This is a genomic window from Pseudomonas sp. FP818, assembly GCF_030687335.1.
GTDB classification, from domain to species: Bacteria; Pseudomonadota; Gammaproteobacteria; order Pseudomonadales; family Pseudomonadaceae; genus Aquipseudomonas; species Aquipseudomonas shahriarae.
In genome coordinates this window covers 1,402,426-1,421,825 of the sequence record NZ_CP117427.1, presented here as the reverse complement: position 1 = coordinate 1,421,825, position 19,400 = coordinate 1,402,426, and the positions used below count along the sequence as shown (strand labels likewise).

16 protein-coding genes and 1 pseudogene are annotated in these 19,400 nt (G+C 61.8%); 9 read left to right on the top strand and 8 right to left on the bottom strand.

Features of this window, described 5'->3' with window-relative positions:
* Nucleotides 1-8: 8 nt before the first annotated feature.
* The gene (locus PSH80_RS06325; RefSeq protein WP_057958766.1) at nt 9-683 is read right to left on the bottom strand and encodes an NAD(P)H-binding protein; all 675 of its coding nucleotides are present in this window, start codon (nt 681-683) and stop codon (nt 9-11) included.
* A gap of 99 nt (nt 684-782) precedes the next feature.
* Between PSH80_RS06325 and PSH80_RS06320 the strand changes: the two genes are divergently transcribed.
* A complete protein-coding gene (locus tag PSH80_RS06320; protein WP_057439761.1) occupies nt 783-1,940 on the top strand; it encodes an MFS transporter in 1,158 nt (385 codons plus the stop codon).
* Here the strand turns inward: PSH80_RS06320 and yiaY are convergent.
* Nucleotides 1,937-3,085: an L-threonine dehydrogenase gene (yiaY, locus tag PSH80_RS06315; RefSeq protein WP_057439762.1), complete on the bottom strand. Its 1,149-nt coding sequence runs from the start codon at nt 3,083-3,085 to the stop codon at nt 1,937-1,939. The genes PSH80_RS06320 and yiaY overlap by 4 nt on opposite strands.
* A 126-nt stretch (nt 3,086-3,211) precedes the next feature.
* Between yiaY and PSH80_RS06310 the strand changes: the two genes are divergently transcribed.
* Nucleotides 3,212-4,228: a DUF4917 family protein gene (locus tag PSH80_RS06310; RefSeq protein WP_057958765.1), complete on the top strand. Its 1,017-nt coding sequence runs from the start codon at nt 3,212-3,214 to the stop codon at nt 4,226-4,228.
* 122 nt (nt 4,229-4,350) lie between these two features.
* Here the strand turns inward: PSH80_RS06310 and PSH80_RS06305 are convergent, their stop codons facing one another.
* Complete coding sequence (locus tag PSH80_RS06305) at nt 4,351-4,878, bottom strand: helix-turn-helix domain-containing protein (RefSeq protein ID WP_057439764.1); 528 nt, start codon at nt 4,876-4,878, stop codon at nt 4,351-4,353.
* A 157-nt stretch (nt 4,879-5,035) separates the two neighbouring features.
* Here PSH80_RS06305 and PSH80_RS06300 point away from each other — a divergent pair, with 157 nt between their 5' ends.
* From PSH80_RS06300 to PSH80_RS06275, 6 genes and pseudogenes are all read left to right on the top strand, one after another.
* Nucleotides 5,036-5,818: an aldolase gene (locus PSH80_RS06300; protein ID WP_057439765.1), complete on the top strand. Its 783-nt coding sequence runs from the start codon at nt 5,036-5,038 to the stop codon at nt 5,816-5,818.
* Nucleotides 5,819-5,843: 25 nt separating this feature from the next.
* On the top strand, nt 5,844-6,731 hold the full coding sequence (locus tag PSH80_RS06295) for a dihydrodipicolinate synthase family protein (RefSeq protein WP_186625228.1): 888 nt from the start codon (nt 5,844-5,846) through the stop codon (nt 6,729-6,731).
* 180 nt (nt 6,732-6,911) lie between these two features.
* A pseudogene (locus PSH80_RS06290) lies at nt 6,912-7,450 on the top strand (RNA polymerase sigma factor).
* Nucleotides 7,447-8,415: a FecR domain-containing protein gene (locus PSH80_RS06285; RefSeq protein ID WP_305419572.1), complete on the top strand. Its 969-nt coding sequence runs from the start codon at nt 7,447-7,449 to the stop codon at nt 8,413-8,415. The pseudogene PSH80_RS06290 and the gene PSH80_RS06285 overlap by 4 nt, the downstream one beginning before the upstream one ends.
* A 118-nt stretch (nt 8,416-8,533) precedes the next feature.
* Entirely contained in the window at nt 8,534-11,101 is a 2,568-nt protein-coding gene (locus tag PSH80_RS06280) for a TonB-dependent receptor (RefSeq protein ID WP_057958762.1), read from the top strand.
* A 118-nt stretch (nt 11,102-11,219) separates the two neighbouring features.
* The gene (locus PSH80_RS06275) at nt 11,220-12,119 is read left to right on the top strand and encodes a DMT family transporter (RefSeq protein WP_057958761.1); all 900 of its coding nucleotides are present in this window, start codon (nt 11,220-11,222) and stop codon (nt 12,117-12,119) included.
* Between the two features lie 108 nt (nt 12,120-12,227).
* On the opposite strand, the gene PSH80_RS06270 is transcribed toward PSH80_RS06275, so the two are convergent.
* From PSH80_RS06270 to PSH80_RS06255, 4 genes are all read right to left on the bottom strand, one after another.
* Nucleotides 12,228-13,445, bottom strand: coding sequence for an SAM-dependent methyltransferase (locus tag PSH80_RS06270; RefSeq protein WP_305419569.1), 1,218 nt, complete (start codon nt 13,443-13,445; stop codon nt 12,228-12,230).
* Nucleotides 13,446-13,589: 144 nt separating this feature from the next.
* Complete coding sequence (locus tag PSH80_RS06265; RefSeq protein ID WP_198818355.1) at nt 13,590-14,207, bottom strand: TPM domain-containing protein; 618 nt, start codon at nt 14,205-14,207, stop codon at nt 13,590-13,592.
* Nucleotides 14,208-14,235: 28 nt separating this feature from the next.
* Nucleotides 14,236-14,958: a YgcG family protein gene (locus PSH80_RS06260; protein WP_169990275.1), complete on the bottom strand. Its 723-nt coding sequence runs from the start codon at nt 14,956-14,958 to the stop codon at nt 14,236-14,238.
* Nucleotides 14,958-15,566 (bottom strand): LemA family protein, encoded by a 609-nt coding sequence (locus PSH80_RS06255; RefSeq protein WP_029297013.1) that lies wholly within the window; start codon nt 15,564-15,566, stop codon nt 14,958-14,960. The genes PSH80_RS06260 and PSH80_RS06255 overlap by 1 nt, the downstream gene beginning before the upstream one ends.
* Nucleotides 15,567-15,821: 255 nt before the next feature.
* Here PSH80_RS06255 and bglX point away from each other — a divergent pair, with 255 nt between their 5' ends.
* A complete protein-coding gene (bglX, locus tag PSH80_RS06250; RefSeq protein WP_057958758.1) occupies nt 15,822-18,113 on the top strand; it encodes a beta-glucosidase BglX in 2,292 nt (763 codons plus the stop codon).
* Nucleotides 18,114-18,242: 129 nt separating this feature from the next.
* On the opposite strand, the gene PSH80_RS06245 is transcribed toward bglX, so the two are convergent.
* Nucleotides 18,243-19,400 carry a phosphatidylserine/phosphatidylglycerophosphate/cardiolipin synthase family protein gene (locus PSH80_RS06245; RefSeq protein ID WP_057958757.1) on the bottom strand — a complete coding sequence of 386 codons (1,158 nt, stop codon included), beginning with the start codon at nt 19,398-19,400 and terminating at the stop codon, nt 18,243-18,245.

The window sequence follows — 19,400 nt, the reverse complement described above, 5'->3', positions numbered from 1 at the left end:
GAGAGCATTTACAAACGCTCGGCAGCCAGGCGATGGATCTGCGCAGGCTCAATCACCGCTTGCGGAGCGCCATGCCGGACCACCGCGAGCATCGCCCGGCCCACGGTCTCGGTACTCACCACCCAGGCTGGTCGCATGCGCCGGACCAGGGACAGCAGCGGCCCGATCAGGTTGTAGATCGTCTGGTAGAGCGCGGTTTTCGAACGCACGCCATGCAGCGGCTGAATGATCCCCGGCCGGAATAGATACACCGCCTTGAATGGCAGGCGCAGCAAGGCGTTCTCGGTCTTGCCCTTGACCCGCGCCCACATCACCTTGCCCTGCTCGGAACTGTCGGTGCCGGCACCGGACACGTACACAAACGTCATCTGCGGATTGAGCCGCGCCAGGGTACTGGCGGCGACCAGGGTCAGGTCGTAGGTCTGCCGGGTGTAGGTGGCTTCATCCACGCCCACCGACGACACCCCCAGGCAAAACAGACAGGCATCAAAGCCCTGCAGCAAATGCTCCAGGGGCTGGAAGTCGAACATATCGGCATGCAACACCTGGTGCAGCTTGCCATGCGCCTGGGTCAACGCCGTGCGCCCCACCGCCACCACTTCCTGCACATCAGCGGCCAGCAGACACTCACGCAACACGCCCTGGCCGACCATGCCGGTGGCGCCGAATAGCAGAACTCTCATCAGGGAGGCCTCAGTGGCAAGTTTCAAGCTAAAGACAAATACACTAACAGCTTGTAGCTTTGCGCCTGAAATTTAGCGTTCAGAAAGGAACTCGCCCCCTTGAAGAGCACCACAACCCTCGCCATTGCCTGCTGCACCGCCTTCCTGTCCCAGGTTGGCATCAGCATTTACCTTCCCGCAGTCCCGGCCATTTCCCAAGCGCTGCAGGCCCTGGAGGCTCAAGCTTCGCTCGCCTTGGCGGTGTATCTGGTAGGCATGGCGTTGCCCATGCTGCTATGGGGCAGCCTGGGTGAGCGCCTGGGCAGGAAGCCGGTATTGCTGGCGGCATTGGCCCTGTATGCAGTGGCCAGTGCGGCCATCCCCTTGGCTCACAACATCGAGACGTTTCTGTCGCTACGGTTTGCCCAGGGCCTGGGCGCCGGTGGCGTTTCGGTGATGGCTCGGGTGTTGGTGCGCGACAGTTTCAGCGGTGCATTGTTGGCCAAGGGGCTGTCGTGGCTGGGCATGACCTTCGTGATCGCCCTGGGCATCGGCCAGTTCATTGGCTCGGTATTGCAGGTGGCGTTTGGTTGGGAGGCGATCTTCTATGGCCTGGCGTTGGCGGCAATCGGGCTGATTGGCGTACTGCAAGGGGTGGCGTTCCCGGCGCGGATGAAAGCCGATGGACAGGTTTCTGCGTGGCGTATCTACCGCATGATTTTGCAACACCCGGCGTTTCTCCGAGCGGCGTTGGCGGGCGGATTGGGGTATGGCGTGATCATCGCGTTCAACACCTGCGCTCCGCTGATTCTGCAGGGTCGCTTCGAGTGGACTGCCGCGCAGTACGGGCTGCTGGGTTGGCCGATCAGCGCGGCCTATCTGGCGGGCGCACTGATGGTCAATCGCTGGGTTGCCCGCAGCGGGCGCCTGCCGATGATGACATGGGGTGTGACATTGGTGATGGGCGGCAGCTCGGTGATGTTGCTCGCAGGCTGGTTCGCCAGCGATTGGGCCTGGCTGCTGTGGCTGCCGTATTGCGTGGCGGTGTTCGGGCAGTCGATGAGTTACCCCATCAGTCTGTCCTTGGCCAACGATCACTCTCCGATAAGCGGCTCGTACGCCATGGCCCTAAGTGGCTTTTTGCACCAGTTGCTGGCGGCGCTGATAGGGGGTGTGGCCAGCTTGCTGGTCAGTCAGCAAGTGTGGCCATTGGCCGCGCTATGTGTAGCTCTGGCGGGCGGCGCACTGTGGTGCGTCGCCCGTTCCAGGGCGGATTAAAACGCGCTACGGAAAATCTCCTCAATCTGGCGCTGGTCCGCCCGCCGAGGGTTGGTCAGGCCGCACGCATCCTTGAGGGCGTTGGTGGCCAGCAGCGGGATATCCTGCAGCTTGGCGCCGAGCTCACGCAGGCCGGCCGGGATATCGACGTCCTGGGACAGGCAGCGGATCGCCGCGATGGCCGCCTGGGCGCCCTCTTCCGGGCTGGCGTGTTTGTTATCCACCCCAAGGGCGCGGCCGACGTCGCTCAGGCGCGCTGCGCTGACACTGGCGTTGAAGCTTTGCACGTGGGGCAACAGCACCGCGTTGCATACGCCGTGGGGCAAGTCGTAGAGGCCGCCCAACTGGTGGGCCATGGCGTGGACAAACCCCAGGGAGGCGTTGTTGAAGGCCATGCCGGCGAGAAACTGCGCGTAGGCCATGTTTTCCCGGGCCGCCATATCGCTGCCGTCGCGCACGGCCAGGCGCAGGTTGGCGCTGATCAGCTCGATAGCCTTGATCGCGCACGCGTCGGTGATCGGGTTGGCGGCCGTGGACACATAGGCTTCGATGGCGTGGGTCAGCGCGTCCATGCCGGTGGCGGCGGTCAGGCCCTTGGGCATGGCGACCATCAGTGCAGGATCGTTGACCGACAGCAACGGTGTGACGTTGCGGTCGACGATGGCCATTTTCACGTGGCGGGTTTCGTCGGTGATGATGCAGAAACGGGTCATTTCGCTGGCGGTGCCGGCGGTGGTGTTGATCGCCACCAGGGGCAGCTGTGGCTTGCTCGATTGGTCGACACCTTCGTAGTCGCCGATATGCCCGCCATTGGTGGCACACAGGGCAATGCCCTTGGCGCAGTCATGGGGCGAACCGCCGCCCAGCGACACCACGAAATCGCAGGCACTTTGCTGCAACAACGCCAGGCCGTTCTCGACGTTCTCCACATTGGGGTTGGGCTTGGCGCCGTCGTAAATCACTGAGTCGATGTCCTGCATTGCCAGTTTCTCGGCAATCATCCTGGCCACGCCCGCCTTGGCCAGGCCGGCGTCGGTGACAATCAGGGCCTTGCGAAAACCGTAGTTGCGGATCGCGTTCATGGCTTCGTCGAGGCAGTCGATGCCCATGATGTTGACGGCGGGAATGAAGAACGTGCTGCTCATGATGAATCCTCGGGGATGCGTTGATTCCTACAGCATCAACCTCACCCGCCTGCGGCATCTTGACCAAGATCAACGCCCGCCCGTGATAAAGTCACCGCCCAGCCGTTTTTGAGTAGACCCGCCGCAATGAAGGATTTCCAGGATATCGACGCCACCCTTGAAGACTGGAACGCACTGCGCAACAGCATCGCCTTCGACGCCATCCTGATCGGCAACGGCGCCAGTCGCACAGTATGGGAAGACTTTGCCTACGACTCGCTGTTTGAAAACGCACGCACCGTGGAAGAAAAGCCCTTGAGCGCTTCCGAACTGAGCGTGTTTGACGCGATGCAGACCCGCAGCTTCGAGCAGGTGCTGGGCGCCCTGAAAACCACCAGCCGCGTCAACAAGGCCCTGGCCGTCAGCTCCGCCGCGCCGCGAAATCGCTACTACGCGATCAAGGAAGCGCTGATCAATACCATCCACGCCGTGCATATCCCGTGGCGCCTGGTACAGCCGTCGACCCTGGTGACCATCAATCAGGAACTGGCGAGCTACAAGACGGTGTTCACCAGCAATTACGACCTGCTCAATTACTGGTCGATCCTGCATACGCCGGGTATCGACGACCTGTTTCGCGGCGCCGAATCACGCTTTGACTTGCGCGATACCGCAACCACCGCGACGCGCATTCTGTACCTGCACGGCGGCCTGCACCTGGTACGCAACCTGGATGGTTCGGCGCGCAAACTGGCCTCCACCGACAGCACGTTGCTGAGCAGCTTTGCGATCAACAACACGATCAAGACCCTCGATGATGTGCCGCTGTTTATCAACGAAGGCACCAGCAGCGAAAAGCTCAAGAGCATTCGCAGCTCGGATTACCTGTCGTTCTGCTATGAGCAATTGCTGGGACAGGAAGGTGCGTTGTGCCTGTTCGGCCATCACCTGAGCGAACAGGATGGGCACTTGGTGGAGGCAATTCGCCGGTCGAAGATCAAGACCCTGGCGATCTCGGTGTTTGGCCGCAGCGACGGGTTTATCCAACAGCAGAAACGCCGGTTTGCCGCACTGTTTGAGGAGATGGAAGTGGAGCTCAGGTTCTTTGCGGCACGCAGCCATGCACTCGGCAACCCGGCCCTGGCGGTGCCTGTCGAACACTGATCGGGTTAACGTAGGCGATCAAATGTAGGAGCTGGCTTGCCTGCGATGGCGGTGTATCAACCACACCGCTATCGCAGGCAAGCCAGCTCCTACATTGAGCGAGTTCCAACACAGCGTTGGCGTCATTCCTCGGCGCTGTGCACCACCACCAGCAACTGCGCCTGCACCTCGCCCACCGAGCGAATCCGATGGGGCTTTTGCGCGTTGAAGTGCAATGCATCGCCACGCTCCAACAGCACCCGTTCGGTCATGAAGTCCACTTCCACCCGGCCTTCATGCACAAACAGAAACTCTTCCCCCAAATGCTCCTTGAAGGTCTTGTCGCTGAATTCTGCCGGCGGATAAATGATGAACGGCAGCAGGCTGCGCTCGCTGACCTGATGGGCCAGTACTGCATAACCCGGCGCGGTCTCGGGCCGCTCGTGGCTGCGCACCAGGCTGTAGCTGTCGAGGCTGACGCTGTCTTCGCTGAACAGTTCCTCGACCTTGACGTTCAACGCCTTGGCCAGTTTCAGCGCGGCGGCAATCGACGGGGTGTTCAAGCCGCGCTCGACCTTGGACAGGTAACTCTTGGTCATCCCGGATTTTTCGGCCAATGCCTCCAGGGTGACGCCGAGTTTTTTTCTCAATAGTTTCAAACGGATAGACATGCGCAGCGATTAATCCAAGCAGAATGCGATGATTATTGCTTGCCAATGACACAAAGTGTCATATAGCCTCTTTAGTGTCATTTGCAGAACCCAACGACCTTGCGAGCAGCGGGAACCAGCAAATCGACGTCCATTGAACCACCCAAAGGACACCGATATGGCCAAGACATTAGCACTCCCGAAAGAACAACTGGTCAAGCAAGCGCTGACCCAGATGCAAAGTACCCTGGCGGATAATACGTGGACCGACCGGCAAAAGCTGGCCCTGACCTGCCGTATTCTGTTCGAGAACGGCCACGACTCGGGCCTGGCCGGGCAGATTACTGCACGTGGCCCACAGCCTGGCACCTACTACACCCAGCAACTGGGCCTGGGTTTCGATGAAATCACCGCCAGCAACCTGCTGCTGGTCAACGAAGACCTGGAAGTGTTGGAAGGCCACGGCATGCCCAACCCGGCCAACCGTTTTCACAGCTGGGTGTACCGTGGCCGGCCGGATGTGAACTGCATCATCCACACCCACCCCACCCACATCGCCGCGCTGTCGATGCTCGAAGTACCGCTGCAGGTGTCGCACATGGACCTGTGCCCGCTGTATGAAGACTGCGCGTTCCTCGAAGCCTGGCCGGGTGTGCCGGTGGGTAACGAAGAAGGCGAAATCATCACCCAAGCCCTGGGCGACAAGCGCGCCATCCTGCTGTCGCACCACGGGCAGCTGTCCACCGGAAGCACCATCGAAGAGGCCTGCGTAATCGCGCAATTGATCGAACGGGCGGCCAAATTGCAATTGCTGGCCATGGCCGCCGGGACCATCAAGCCGATCCTGCCGCAGTTGGGACGCGAGGCCCATGACTGGATCTCCAAGCCCAAGCGCCACGGCGCCGCGTTCAACTACTACGCTCGGCAGAACCTGCGTCAACACGCCGATTGCCTGAACTGAAGCCTTTTTCGACCGGAGATATTCCATGTCCAGCCCTACTATTCACGGCATCATCGGCTACACCATCACCCCGTTCAGCGCCGACGGCAGCACCGTTGACCTCGACGCCCTGGGCCAATCCATCGACCGCTTGATCGACAGCGGCGTCCACGCCATTGCCCCGTTGGGCAGCACCGGTGAAGGCGCTTACCTGAGCGACGCCGAGTGGGACGACGTCAGCGCCTACAGCATTCAAAAGGTCGCCAAGCGCGTGCCGACCATCGTCAGCGTATCCGACCTGACCACCGCCAAGGCCGTGCGTCGCGCGCGCTTTGCCGAAGCCGAAGGCGCCGATGTGGTGATGGTGCTGCCGACGTCGTACTGGAAGCTCAGTGAAGCGCAGATCCTCGCGCACTACGCGGCCATCGGCGACAGCGTCGGCGTGCCGATCATGCTCTACAACAACCCGGCCACCAGCGGCACGGATATGTCGGTGGAGCTGATCCTGCGTATCGTCCACAGCGTCGACAACGTGACGATGGTCAAGGAGAGCACCGGCGATATCCAGCGCATGCACCAGCTGTACCGCCAGAGCGAAGGCCAGGTGCCGTTCTACAACGGCTGCAACCCACTGGCCCTGGAAGCGTTCGCCGCCGGTGCCAAGGGTTGGTGCACGGCTGCACCGAACCTGATCCCGCAACTCAACCTGGACCTGTACCAGGCGATACTGGCCAATGACCTGAACCAGGCACGGGAGCTGTTCTATCGGCAGTTGCCGGTGCTGGACTTCATCCTCAAGGGCGGCTTGCCAGCGACGATCAAGGCCGGTTTACGCCTGACCGGGCTGGAGGTGGGTGATCCACGGTTACCGGTGTTCCCACTGGACATGGCAGGTCAGGCGCAGTTGCAGAAGCTGCTGACCACATTGAGCTAAAACATCCCCCTGTAGGAGCGGGCTTGCCCGCGATAGCGGTGGACCAGACACACCGCCATCGCGGGCAAGCCCGCTCCCACAGGGGAATGTATGCATCGCTAAATTTACGGAGACAAATAGCAATAATTCTCGATATCATTCGCGACTTTTCTGCAGCGTGCTGCGTCAAGAAGGATATCCATGCCTCGTTTCAAGCCCGACCCGCTGTCGGCCGATGCCTTTCGCGGGTTTTATGCAGATATCCTGCATTACCTGCGTAAACGCACGGACAACGCCAGCGACGCGGCGGACATGACCCAGGATGTCTTTACCCAATGGCTGGACTACCGCGACCGAGCCAAGGTCGAGCAGCCACGGGCCTTTCTGTTTCAGATGGCGCGCAACCTGTTGCGCGACCATTGGCGCAAACAGAAGGTGCGCCACGGCGTCCATCACGAGCAGGCCGAACGGGATGCCGAACCTGTCAGCGACGAGCAAAACGATCCCCTGGCCGCCGCCCAACGCCTCCAACGCCTGGAACAGTTGAAAGAAGTCCTCGCCGAACTCTCGCCCCGCAGGCGAGAAGCCCTTATGCTGCACCGCTTCGAAGGCCTGAGCCAGGCGCAGATCGCCGAACGCATGGGTATTTCGATCAGCATGGTGGAAAAGCACATCGCCTTTGCCCTGCTGCACTGCAAGCAGCGACTTCAAAAAGACCGGGCAAGGAGCAGCCAGAATGACCCGCTTGAGTAACCGCGACAGCCACAACATTGATGAGCACGACTGCATCGATGCCCAGGCTGCCAGTTGGTTTGCGCGCAATCGCAACGAAGGCAGCACGCAGGAGCGCAAGGCCTTCGCCGCCTGGCATGCCGTGCCGGCCCATGCGCGCGCCTACGCCGAATTCGAACAGCTGTGGGCCGACCTCGGTGAGTTGCAGCAACTGAACAAACCCGTGCCCTTGCCCGCCCGCAAACCCGCGCCCTGGCGCCCCGCCCTGGCGGTGGCAGCCGCGCTGGTCTGCGCCTTGCTCGCCAGCAACCTCGGGGCCCCCCGCGGGCTGTATCACACCGACATCGCGGCGCAGGACAAAGGCATGCGCACCTTGGACCTGCCGGACGGCAGCACCTTGTACGTCAATGCCAGCACGCAGTTGCGGGTGGACTTCGATGCCCATCGCCGTGTGATCCATCTGGACCGGGGCCAGTTGTACCTGGAGGTGGCACCCGACAAGGAGCGGCCGCTGTTCGTGCGCGCAGGCGAGGCCGATGTGCGGGTGGTGGGCACCGCTTTTGATGTGCGCCGCGGCCAGCAGCAACTGGTGGTCAGCGTGGCCCACGGGATGGTCGCCTTCGCCCCCGACCAGAAAGCCAGCGCCGTTATGCTCGGCGCCCAGCAGCGGGCGACCTACAGCTACACCAAGGGCTCCGTGCAGCAGCAAACCGTGGCCGCTGGCGAAGTCGCCGACTGGCGCAGCGGGCACCTGTCCTTTCGCAACCGCGAACTGGCCAGCCTGCTGGATGAGTTGAGTCTGTACCGGCCCAAGGCCGTGGTGTTGGCCGATGGCGCGGTGGCGCGGTTGAAGGTTTCTGGCAATCTCGACGTGAATGACCCGGACGCGCTGATCAGTGCCCTGCCGGCCCTGTTGCCGGTGAAAACCGTGGCCCTGGGCGATGGCAAGATCCGTATCGAAGCGCGCAAGTAACACCACTTGAGAATATTTTGCATTCGCATGTGAGGATTTTTTTTCCTGCCGCGTCTTCCTCCGGTCTGCGTTTGATACGCATGCCTTTTTTGGCTATTTAGCCGCTTTGGGGGATTTCATGTTTCGCGCGCCTTGCCTTGCCCAGCACCTGTTTGTTCGACCGACACTGATCGCCGCCTGCCTGGCCGTCAGCCTCACGGCCCAGGCCGAGTCGTTCACCCTGCAACTGCCGGCCCAACCCTTGGCCACGTCCCTGAGCCAGGTGGCGCAACAAGCAAAAATCCAGCTGCTGTTCGATGAAGACCTGCTGAAAAATATCCAGGCGCCCGCGCTCAACGGCGATTTCACCCCCGAAGTGGCAATCCGCACCCTGCTCAATACCGGCGCGTTCACCCTGATCAAAGTGGGCAACACCTATGTCGTGCGCCCCGAAGAAAGCCGCACCACCAACAGCGCCAGCTTACAACTGGACGCCTTGAGCGTGATCGGCACCGGTAACCAGGTCGACGCCAGCACCGTCGGCCGCTCCACCCTGTCCCAGGCCGATATCGACCGCCTGCAGCCTAACAACATCGCCAGCCTGGTGCAGACGCTGCCGGGGGTGACCATGGGCGGCTCGATGAAACCGGGCGGGCAGATCATCAACATTCGCGGCATGGGCGAGGCCGAAGACGTGCCGATGACCGTCGATGGCGCCACCAAAAGCGGATTCGAGCGCTATCAGCAAGGCACCATCTTTATCGAGCCCGAGATGATCAAGAACGTCGAGGTGGAAAAAGGCCCGCACTCGGCCTTCACCGGTAACGGCGGGTTTGGCGGCACGGTCAATATGGTCACCAAAGATGCACCGGACCTGCTCAAGGACGGGCGCAACAGCGGTGCGATGCTCAAATACGGGTATGCCAGCAACGACCACGAACAGGTCTACACCGGCGCAGTGTATGGCCGCACCGAGGACGGGCGCATCGACGCCCTGGCCTACCTGACCCAGCGCGACGGCGGCGATTTGAAGCTGGCCGCTGCGCGCGACTACGACAGCAAGCGCTACCCGATCAACCCGCAGCGCCTGCCCAACAGCGCCCAGGATGTGGACGGTCAACTGTTCAAACTGAACATGTACCTCACCGATGAGCACAGCCTCGGTTTCTCCTACTCCCGGGCCAACAGCGAACGCTGGACGCCCTTCTCGGCCAGAAGCTACCCATCGCCACCGCAGCAGAAAGATATCGATCTCTATGGCTACGATGCTGCCGTAAGACGGTACCTGGCCAACCGCCACACCGTCGATACCACGTGGTCGGGCAAGTACGAATACCACCCCCTGGACAACCCGCTGATCGACATGAAGCTCAGCTACTCGGAGTCCAACACCGACCAGACCGACGAGCGCGATGCCACGGCCGTTGTCGGCTTGTCCACCGGCGGGCGCAAGATGGACACCGCCTACACCGACAAGATTCTGGAGCTGCGCAACATCAGCCGCTTCAACACCGGCCCGCTGGACCATGCCTTGACCACCGGGGTGCAGATCCGCAAGCACATCCGCGATACCGACAGCTGGATGCCCGGCGCCAAGTACGACACGCCTGAGTACAACTACGGGCATTTCCAGCCGGCGTTCATGCCCCACGGCAAGGTCGACACCAACGCGTTCTACATCCAGGACGCGGTCACCCTGGGCGACGTGACCATCACCCCATCCCTGCGTTATGACCACGTGCTCAACCGTGGCAAAGCCAACGATGCGCCGTACTACAGCAACCCCGATCCGGCCTACGGCCATGACTACGGCGACCGCACCTATGCCGGCTGGTCTCCGCGCCTGGCGGTGTTCTGGAAAGTCACCCCGGACGTGGTGATGTTCGCCAACTGGAGCCGCACCTGGCGCGCACCGGTGATCGACGAGCAATACGAAGTCCAGGGACTGGGCAGCCGCACCTCCACCAGCCGCAACCTCGACCCGGAACGCATCACCGCCATTACCGTGGGTAACGTCACCAGCTTCGCCAACGTGATCGCCAGCGGTGACAGCCTGCAACTGCGCAGCACGTTGTTCCACAACAAGATCGAGGACGAGATCTTCAAGGCCACCGGCCTGGGCTGCGCGCAACAGAACTCCATCAAAGGTTCCATCGCCGAGGTCTGCACCGATATGGCGTCGAAGACCAACTACCGCAACGTCGGCAGCATGACCATCAAGGGCTTCGAGCTTGAGGGCTACTACGACTCGACTTATCTGTTCGGCTCCCTGAGTTACTCGTGGGCCACCGGCAAACGCGAAAACCCCTACACCAACCCATGGGCGACCGACATCCACGTCTGGGCCCGGGATATTCCACCGGCCAAGTGGGTTGCCGTGCTGGGCACCAAGATTCCGGCCTGGGACGCTCAGGTGGGTTGGCAAGGTCAGTTCGTGCGCAAGACCGATCGCCTGCCCAGCGACAAATACTCAGGCGGCCTGAACAGCGGCTTCGGCGACAGCTTCTACGACCAGTACCCCAACGCCAGCTACGACACCCAGGGCCTGTTCGCCAAATGGACGCCGCAACAGGCGTACCTCAAGGGCACCGAAGTCAACTTCACCGTCGACAACCTGTTCAACCGCAGCTACATGCCAGCCTTGAGCGGCGACAGCGCCACCAGCGTCGGGCGCAACGCCAAGATCAGCGTGACGCGGTTCTTCTAACCCCAGCGCCTGCAGGAACTGTACGGTTCAATCTGCAGCCAGCTGTAAGCCCGCGTCCTGCGGGCTTTGTGGCTAGATGGGCATCAACCTCTAGCCCATTTGAATCCGGTCGCGCCCCATGAACTCCCGCGAAAACACCGGCATGGCCCTCGGCCTGCTCGGCGTCGTTATCTTCAGCCTGACCCTGCCCTTCACCCGCATCGTGGTGCAGGAAATCCATCCGCTGCTCAACGGCCTGGGCCGCGCGCTGTTCGCGGCGGTGCCGGCGGCCTTGCTGTTGCTGTGGCGCCGCGAAGCCTGGCCGACCTGGCGCCAGGTGCGCGGCCTGACGCTGGTGATTGCCGGGGTGATCCTTGGTTTCCCAGTGCTGTCGGCCTGGGCCATGCAAACCCTGCCGGCCTCCCATGGCGCCCTGGTCAACGGCCTGCAACCGCTGTGCGTGGCGCTGTATGCGGCGTGGTTGTCCCATGAGCGTCCGTCCAAGGCCTTCTGGGCCTGCGCGGCGCTGGGCAGTGCGTTGGTGCTCGGGTATGCATTGATCAGCGGTGCCGGCAGCATCCAGGCCGGCGACTTGTTGATGCTCGGGGCGATTGCCGTGGGTGGCCTGGGTTATGCCGAAGGCGGCCGACTGGCCAAGGAAATGGGCGGCTGGCAGGTGATCTGCTGGGCGCTGGTACTGTCGACGCCGCTATTGATCGGGCCGGTGACGTACCTGGCGCTGCAACACGACGGCGCAATCTCGGCGCGCACCTGGTGGGCATTTGGCTACGTCTCGTTGTTCTCGCAGTTCCTGGGGTTCTTTGCCTGGTACGCCGGGCTGGCCATGGGCGGCATTGCGCGGGTCAGCCAGATCCAACTGCTGCAGATCTTTTTCACCATCGCCTTTTCCGCGCTGTTTTTTGGCGAGCACATCGAACCGATTACCTGGCTGTTTGCCTGCGGGGTAATCGTGACAGTGATGCTGGGGCGCAAGACCGCCGTGCAGCCGGCACCCTCTCCCAAGGTAAATGCAATCTAATGTGGGAGGAGGCTTGCCCGCGATAGCGGTGTATCAGGCGCCAGATAGGTTGACTGACACTTCGTCATCGCGGGCAAGCCCGCTCCCACATTTTGATCCGCGCACTCTTCAGGATAGGTAGCCGTCAGCGCGCAGCAAGGTTTCCAGGCAGTGCTCACTGATCTGATAAAACGCCTTCAATTCCCGGATCTTCTCCAGCAACTGCGTGTTATCCGCAGGCTCCGCACGCTTGACCGCCAAAATCATCTTGTTCTTGTTGGTGTGGTCCAGGGAGATGAACTCAAAGACCTTGGTCTCATACCCACAGGCTTCCAGGAACAAGGCGCGCAAGCTGTCGGTGACCATTTCTGCCTGCTGGCCCAGGTGCAGGCCATATTGCAGCATCGGTTTGAGCAGCGCCGGGCTCTGGATCTGCAAGCGGATCTGTTTGTGGCAGCACGGCGAGCACATGATGATCGACGCCCCGGAGCGGATGCCGGTGTGGATTGCGTAGTCGGTGGCGATGTCGCAGGCATGCAGGGCGATCATCACGTCCAGTTCGCTGGGCGCCACGCTACGCACGTCACCGCACTTGAACACCAGCCCCGGGTGGTCCAGGCGGGCGGCGGCGTTGTTGCACAGGGTCACCATGTCTTCGCGCAACTCCACACCCGTCACCTGGCCTTCGGCCTTGAGGGTGTTGCGCAGGTAGTCGTGGATGGCGAAGGTCAGGTAACCCTTGCCCGAACCAAAGTCCGCGACGCGTACCGGCCGGTCCAGTTGCAAGGGGGATGAGGTCAGCGCATGGCTGAACACTTCGATGAACTTGTTGATCTGCTTCCACTTGCGCGACATCGCCGGGATCAGCTCGTGCTTGGCGTTGGTCACGCCCAGGTCGGCGAGAAATGGCCGGCTGAGGTCAAGGAAGCGGTTTTTCTCGCGGTTGTGCTCGGCCGACGGCGCCTCACGCAGCTGCTGGGGCTTGCTTTTGAACAGCGAGCTTTTGTTCTTCTTGCTGTATTCCAGCTGTGCCTCATCGGTCAACGCCAGCAGGTGCACGTTCTTGAACGAGGCCGGCAGCAGCTCGGCAATCATCGCGACCCCATCGGCCAGGGCGAAGTTCTTGGTGATGTCACGGGTCTTGTAGCGATAGACAAAGGACAGGCAGGCCTGCTCCTTGACCGTCACTGGCTTGATGATCAGGCGCTGCAGGTCCGCCTCGTCGCCCACGTACTTGGCCAGCACCAGCTTGATAAAGGCGTTCTGCTCAAGGCTTGCGCGCAGCAGTTCGATGAACTGGGCGTGATGATCCGGCGCGGGGCTGGCAGGTTTAGCGGTGACAGACATGAACAAAAACGCCTCGGGCTGGGAATGCCGGGCATTTTAGGGGGGATGGGGGCTCAGGGCACGGAGTTATTTGCCCAACGGTCAGCGCAATTCAAAATGTCGCTTGTGTAGGAGCCAGCTCCCACACAAGCCAACTCCCACAGGTTATTTCAGGACGACCAAGCGGTTGGGCAGTTCATTGCGCGTGTGCGTCTGCGGCACATGCACCTTGAGCAGTTCGCCACAGGCCTCAATGCACGTGATAAACCCGCTCAACGTCTGCCCCTGTTTCACCTGCTGGGTGAACGTCTTGACGATGGCATCCCAACTGCTGTCATCCAGCCGTGTGGAAATGCCGTCATCCACCAGGATCTCCACGTAACGCTCGGCCTCGCTGACAAAAATCAACACCCCGGTGCTACCCAGGGTGTGGTGCAGGTTCTGCTCCAGGAACTGCCGGCGTGCCAGGTTTGACGCGCGCCAATGCCGTACCGAACGCGGGATCAGGCGGGTGGTGATGGCCGGCAGGCGGAACACCAGGCACAGCACAATGAAGGTCGCCCATTGCGCCAGCAACAAGGTGTGCATGGTCAGCCAGCCCGACAGGTAATGCACGATCCCCGGCACCACCAACGCCACCACACTGGCCCACAACAGCGGGATATAGGCGTAGTCGTCGGCGCGGGCGGCGAGTACGGTCACCAATTCTGCGTCGGTCTGTTGCTCGACCCTGGCAATCGCTTCGGCCACCTGGCGCTGCTCGTGTTCTGTCAGTAAAGCCATGGTTGTAGATGCTCTTTAGTTATTGTCATTACCAGCCACCCGAAGCCCCACCGCCGCCGAAACCACCGCCGCCGCCCCGGAAACCGCCGCCACCACCGCCACCGCCACGCCCGCTGCTGCTGAGAATCGCCAGCAGGATGGCGCCCACCGGCAGCCCCATGCGGTTGCACAGCCACAGTACCACCAGCAACAGGATGAACAGACCGATGGAAAATACCGGGTTGTCCTTGGCGAAATTGGGATCCGCCACATGGGCCGGCACGGCCAACGGCTCACCGCCAACCACCTGGATCATGGCGGCCACGCCGTCGCTGATGCCCTGGGTGAAATTGCCCGCCTTGAACTTGGGCGCGATCACCTGGTTGATGATCACCCACGACTGCGCATCGGTGAGCACGCCTTCCAGGCCGTAGCCCACTTCGATGCGCAACTGACGCTCGTCCCGGGCCACGATCAACAGCGCGCCGTTGTCCTTGCCCTTCTGGCCGATGCCCCAGTGCCGGCCCAGTTGATAACCGAAGTCTTCAATGGGCAGGCCTTGCAGGTCGGGCACCGTGACGACCACTATCTGGTCGCCACGGGTTTGCTCCAGCGCCTGCAATTGCTGGTTCAGTTGCGTGCGCACCGCCGGGTCAATCATCTGCGCGTTGTCGACCACCCGCCCGGTCAGCGCCGGAAAGTCCGGGGCCGCCTGGGCAGTCAGGCTAAAGGCCAGCAGCAGCGCCGCCAGCCACCAAGCACGCCGGGTCATCAGAATTTCACTTGCGGCGCTTTATCGGCATCGGCACTGGTGGCCTCGAAGTTGGCGCGTACTGGCAAGTCGCTGTACATCACGCTGTGCCACAGGCGGCCAGGGAAGGTACGGATCTCGGTGTTGAAGGCCTGCACCGCGGCGATAAAGTCACGACGGGCCACGCTGATGCGGTTTTCGGTGCCTTCAAGCTGGGATTGCAGGGCCAGGAAGTTCTGGTTGGCCTTGAGGTCCGGATAGCGCTCGGACACCACCATCAGGCGGCTGAGGGCTCCGCTCAGGCCTTCCTGGGCCTGCTGGAACTGCTTGAGTTTTTCCGGGTTGTCGAGGGTGCTGGCATCGACCTGGATCGAGGTGGCCTTGGCCCGCGCTTCGATCACGGCGGTGAGGGTGTCCTGCTCATGGGCCGCATAGCCCTTGACCACTTCCACCAGGTTGGGGATCAGGTCGGCACGCCGCTGATACTGGTTCTGCACCTGGGCCCAGGCCGCCTTGACCTGTTCGTCCAGGGTCGGGATCTTGTTGATGCCGCAACCGCTCAGCACGCTGCTGATCAGTAGCAGGGCGGCGGCTTTCCAGCCCCATCGAATAGTCTGTGCTGCTTGCATGGTGTGTCTCCTGACCAACCTTATGGAATTTGACGACTGACCCTATACATCACGCGCTTGGGGCATAATCCGCCACTACTGGATTACAGCGAGCCAATCAGCTAAAAGATGCCCTTCTTTATGGATAGTTCATAAAGAGCTGAGAAGTGTGCGGTATTTATCCACACAACACCCGAACAACAATAGTCGCTCCCCACATTTTGGCCGAGCAGTGTTTTACCTGAACGCTGCGCAGTACGCCGAAAAAGGATATTCATGAAAAAGCTGTGTTTGCTGGGCCTTGTTGCCACTCTGGCCAGTCACTCCGTCGTTGCCGAGACCAAGCCCGCTGCGCTTAAAGACAAGGACGCGTTCGTCAGCGACCTGCTCCGGCAGATGACCCTGGATGAAAAGATCGGCCAGTTGCGCCTGATCAGCATCGGCCCGGAAATGCCCCGCGAGATGATCCGCAAGGAAATCGCCGCCGGGCGTATTGGTGGCACGTTCAACTCCATCACCCGCCCGGAAAACCGTCCGATGCAGGACGCGGCCATGCGCAGCCGCTTGAAGATCCCGATGTTCTTCGCCTATGACGTGATCCACGGCCACCGCACCATTTTCCCGATCAGCCTGGCCCTGGCCTCGAGCTGGGACATGGACGCCATCGGCCGCTCCGGGCGCATTGCCGCCAAGGAAGCCGCCGCCGACAGCCTCGACATCACCTTCGCGCCGATGGTCGATATTTCCCGCGACGCGCGCTGGGGTCGGACCTCCGAAGGTTTTGGCGAAGACACCTACCTGGTGTCGCGCATCAGCGAAGTGATGGTCAAGGCCTTCCAGGGCCCGAGCCCGGCCCAGGCCGACAGCATCATGGCCAGCGTCAAGCACTTCGCCCTGTACGGCGCAGTGGAAGGCGGTCGCGACTACAACGTGGTCGACATGAGCCCGGTCAAGATGTACCAGGACTACCTGCCGCCCTACCACGCCGCCATCAAGGCCGGCGCTGGCGGCGTGATGGTGGCGCTGAACTCGATCAACGGCGTGCCTGCTACCGCCAACACCTGGCTGATGAACGACCTGCTGCGCAAGGAGTGGGGCTTCAAGGGCCTGACGGTGAGCGACCACGGCGCGATCTTCGAGCTGATCAAGCACGGCGTGGCCAAGGACGGTCGCGAAGCGGCCAAGCTGGCGATCAAGGCCGGCATCGACATGAGCATGAACGACCAGCTCTACGGCAAGGAATTGCCAGGGCTGCTCAAGTCCGGCGAGATCGAGCAGAGCGACATCGACAACGCCGTACGTGAAGTGCTTGGTGCCAAGTACGACATGGGCCTGTTTGCCGACCCGTACCTGCGTATCGGCAAGGCCGAGGATGATCCGGCCGACACCTATGCCGAAAGCCGCCTGCACCGCAGCGAAGCGCGCGATATTGCGCGGCGCAGCCTGGTGTTGCTGAAAAACCAGAACGACACCCTGCCGCTGAAGAAATCCGCAACCATCGCCCTGGTCGGCCCGCTGGCCAAGGCCCCCATCGACATGATGGGCAGTTGGGCCGCCGCCGGTAAGCCCGCGCAATCGGTAACCCTGCTGGACGGCATGAACGCGGTGATCGGCGAAAAGGGCAAGCTGATCTACGCCCGTGGCGCCAACATCACCAGCGACAAGGCGGTGGTGGACTACCTGAACTTCCTCAACTTCGATGCCCCGGAAGTGGTGGATGACCCGCGCTCGGCCCAGGTGCTGATTGACGAAGCGGTCAAGGCCGCGAAAAACGCCGATGTGGTGGTAGCCGCCGTGGGTGAATCCCGTGGCATGTCCCACGAATCATCGAGCCGTACCGACCTGAACATCCCGCAAAGCCAGCGCGACCTGATCAAGGCCCTGAAAGCCACGGGCAAGCCGCTGGTGCTGGTGTTGATGAACGGCCGACCACTGTCGATCCTCGAAGAGCACCAGCAAGCCGACGCGATCCTGGAAACCTGGTTCGCCGGCACCGAAGGCGGCAACGCGATTGCCGACGTACTGTTTGGTGACTACAACCCGTCGGGCAAGCTGCCGATCACCTTCCCACGCTCCGTGGGGCAGATTCCGACCTACTACAACCACCTGACCATTGGCCGGCCGTTCACCCCGGGCAAACCGGGCAACTACACCTCACAGTACTTCGACGACACCACAGGCCCCCTGTACCCGTTCGGTTATGGCCTGAGCTACACCAGTTTCAGCCTGTCGGACATGGCGCTGTCGTCCACCACCCTGAACAAGACCGGCAAGCTCGACGCCAGCGTCACCCTGAAAAACACTGGCAAGGTTGACGGTGAAACCGTGGTGCAGTTGTACATTCAGGACGTGGCTGGCTCGATGATCCGCCCGATCAAGGAGCTGAAGAACTTCCAGAAGATCCTGCTCAAGGCCGGCGAATCGAAGGTGGTGCACTTCAGCATTACCGAGGATGACTTGAAGTTCTACAACACCCAGCTCAAGTTCGCCGCCGAACCTGGCCAGTTCAATGTGCAGATCGGCCTGGACTCCCAGGATGTGCAGCAGCAGAGCTTTGAACTGCTCTGACTTGAAGCTGTAAACACGGTCAATGTAGGAGCTGGCTTGCCTGCGATGGCAGCACCTCGGTGTAACTGATAGACCGAGGTGCCTGCATCGCAGGCAAGCCAGCTCCTACAGTTGATTGCGGTGTGTTCCCTACCCTCTTCGATCCAGCAGATTGACCACCAACCGGTCGATCCACCCCCACACCCGCTGCTTCACCCGCCGCCACAATGGCCGGGCCTTCCACGCCTCAAGGCTGACCGCCTGGCTCTGGGCAAAATCGCGCTCGAAACTGCCCGCCACCGCCAGCGTCAACGCTGGGTCCAATGCTTCCAGATTGGCTTCCAGGTTGAAACGCAGGTTCCAGTGATCGAAATTGCACGAGCCAATGCTCACCCAGTCGTCCACCAGGACCATCTTCAGGTGCAGGAAACACGGCTGGTACTCAAAGATTTTCACCCCCGACTTGAGCAGGCGCGGGTAGTAGCGGTGCCCGGCGTAACGCACCGAGGGGTGGTCGGTGCGCGGCCCGGTCAGCAGCAGGCGCACGTCCACACCACGCCCTGCCGCACGGCGCAGGGCCCGACGCACGCCCCAAGTGGGCAAGAAGTACGGCGTGGCCAGCCAGATACGGTGCTGGCCGTTGTTCAAGGCGCGGATCAGCGATTGCAAAATGTCCCGGTGTTGCCCGGCGTCGGCATACGCCACTCGTCCCAGGCCCGGCCCGGTCGCGGGCACCTTGGGCAGGCGCGGCAAACCAAAATGCGTGGCCGGCTTCCAGGCCCGGCGGTGGTCGTTGACCCGCCATTGCCTGTCGAACAGGGCCTGCCAGTCCTGCACCAGCGGGCCGCTGATCTGCACCATCACTTCGTGCCAGTCGCAGGTGTCCTGGCCAGGGGTCCAGAACTCGTCGGTGACCCCGGTACCGCCCACCACAGCAATGGTCTGGTCGACCAACAGCAGCTTGCGATGGTCGCGGTAGAGGTTACGCATCCCGCGGCGCCAGCGTAGCGGATTGTAGAATCGCAGTTGCACCCCGGCCTCGATCAGGCGGCGCCGCAGGCTGAGGGTAAACGCCAGGCTGCCGTAGTCATCGAACAGGCAACGCACCTGCACCCCACGCTCGGCCGCCTGCACCAGGGCCTGGACCATCGCCTCGGCGCAGGCGCCCGCCTCCACCAGATACAGCTCAAGCTCCACCTGGTGCTCGGCACGGGCAATCGCCACGAGCATCTGCGGGAAAAAATTCGGGCCGTCGATCAGCAATTCATAGCGGTTGGCGCTGCGCCAGGGGAACACCGCGCCGCTCAT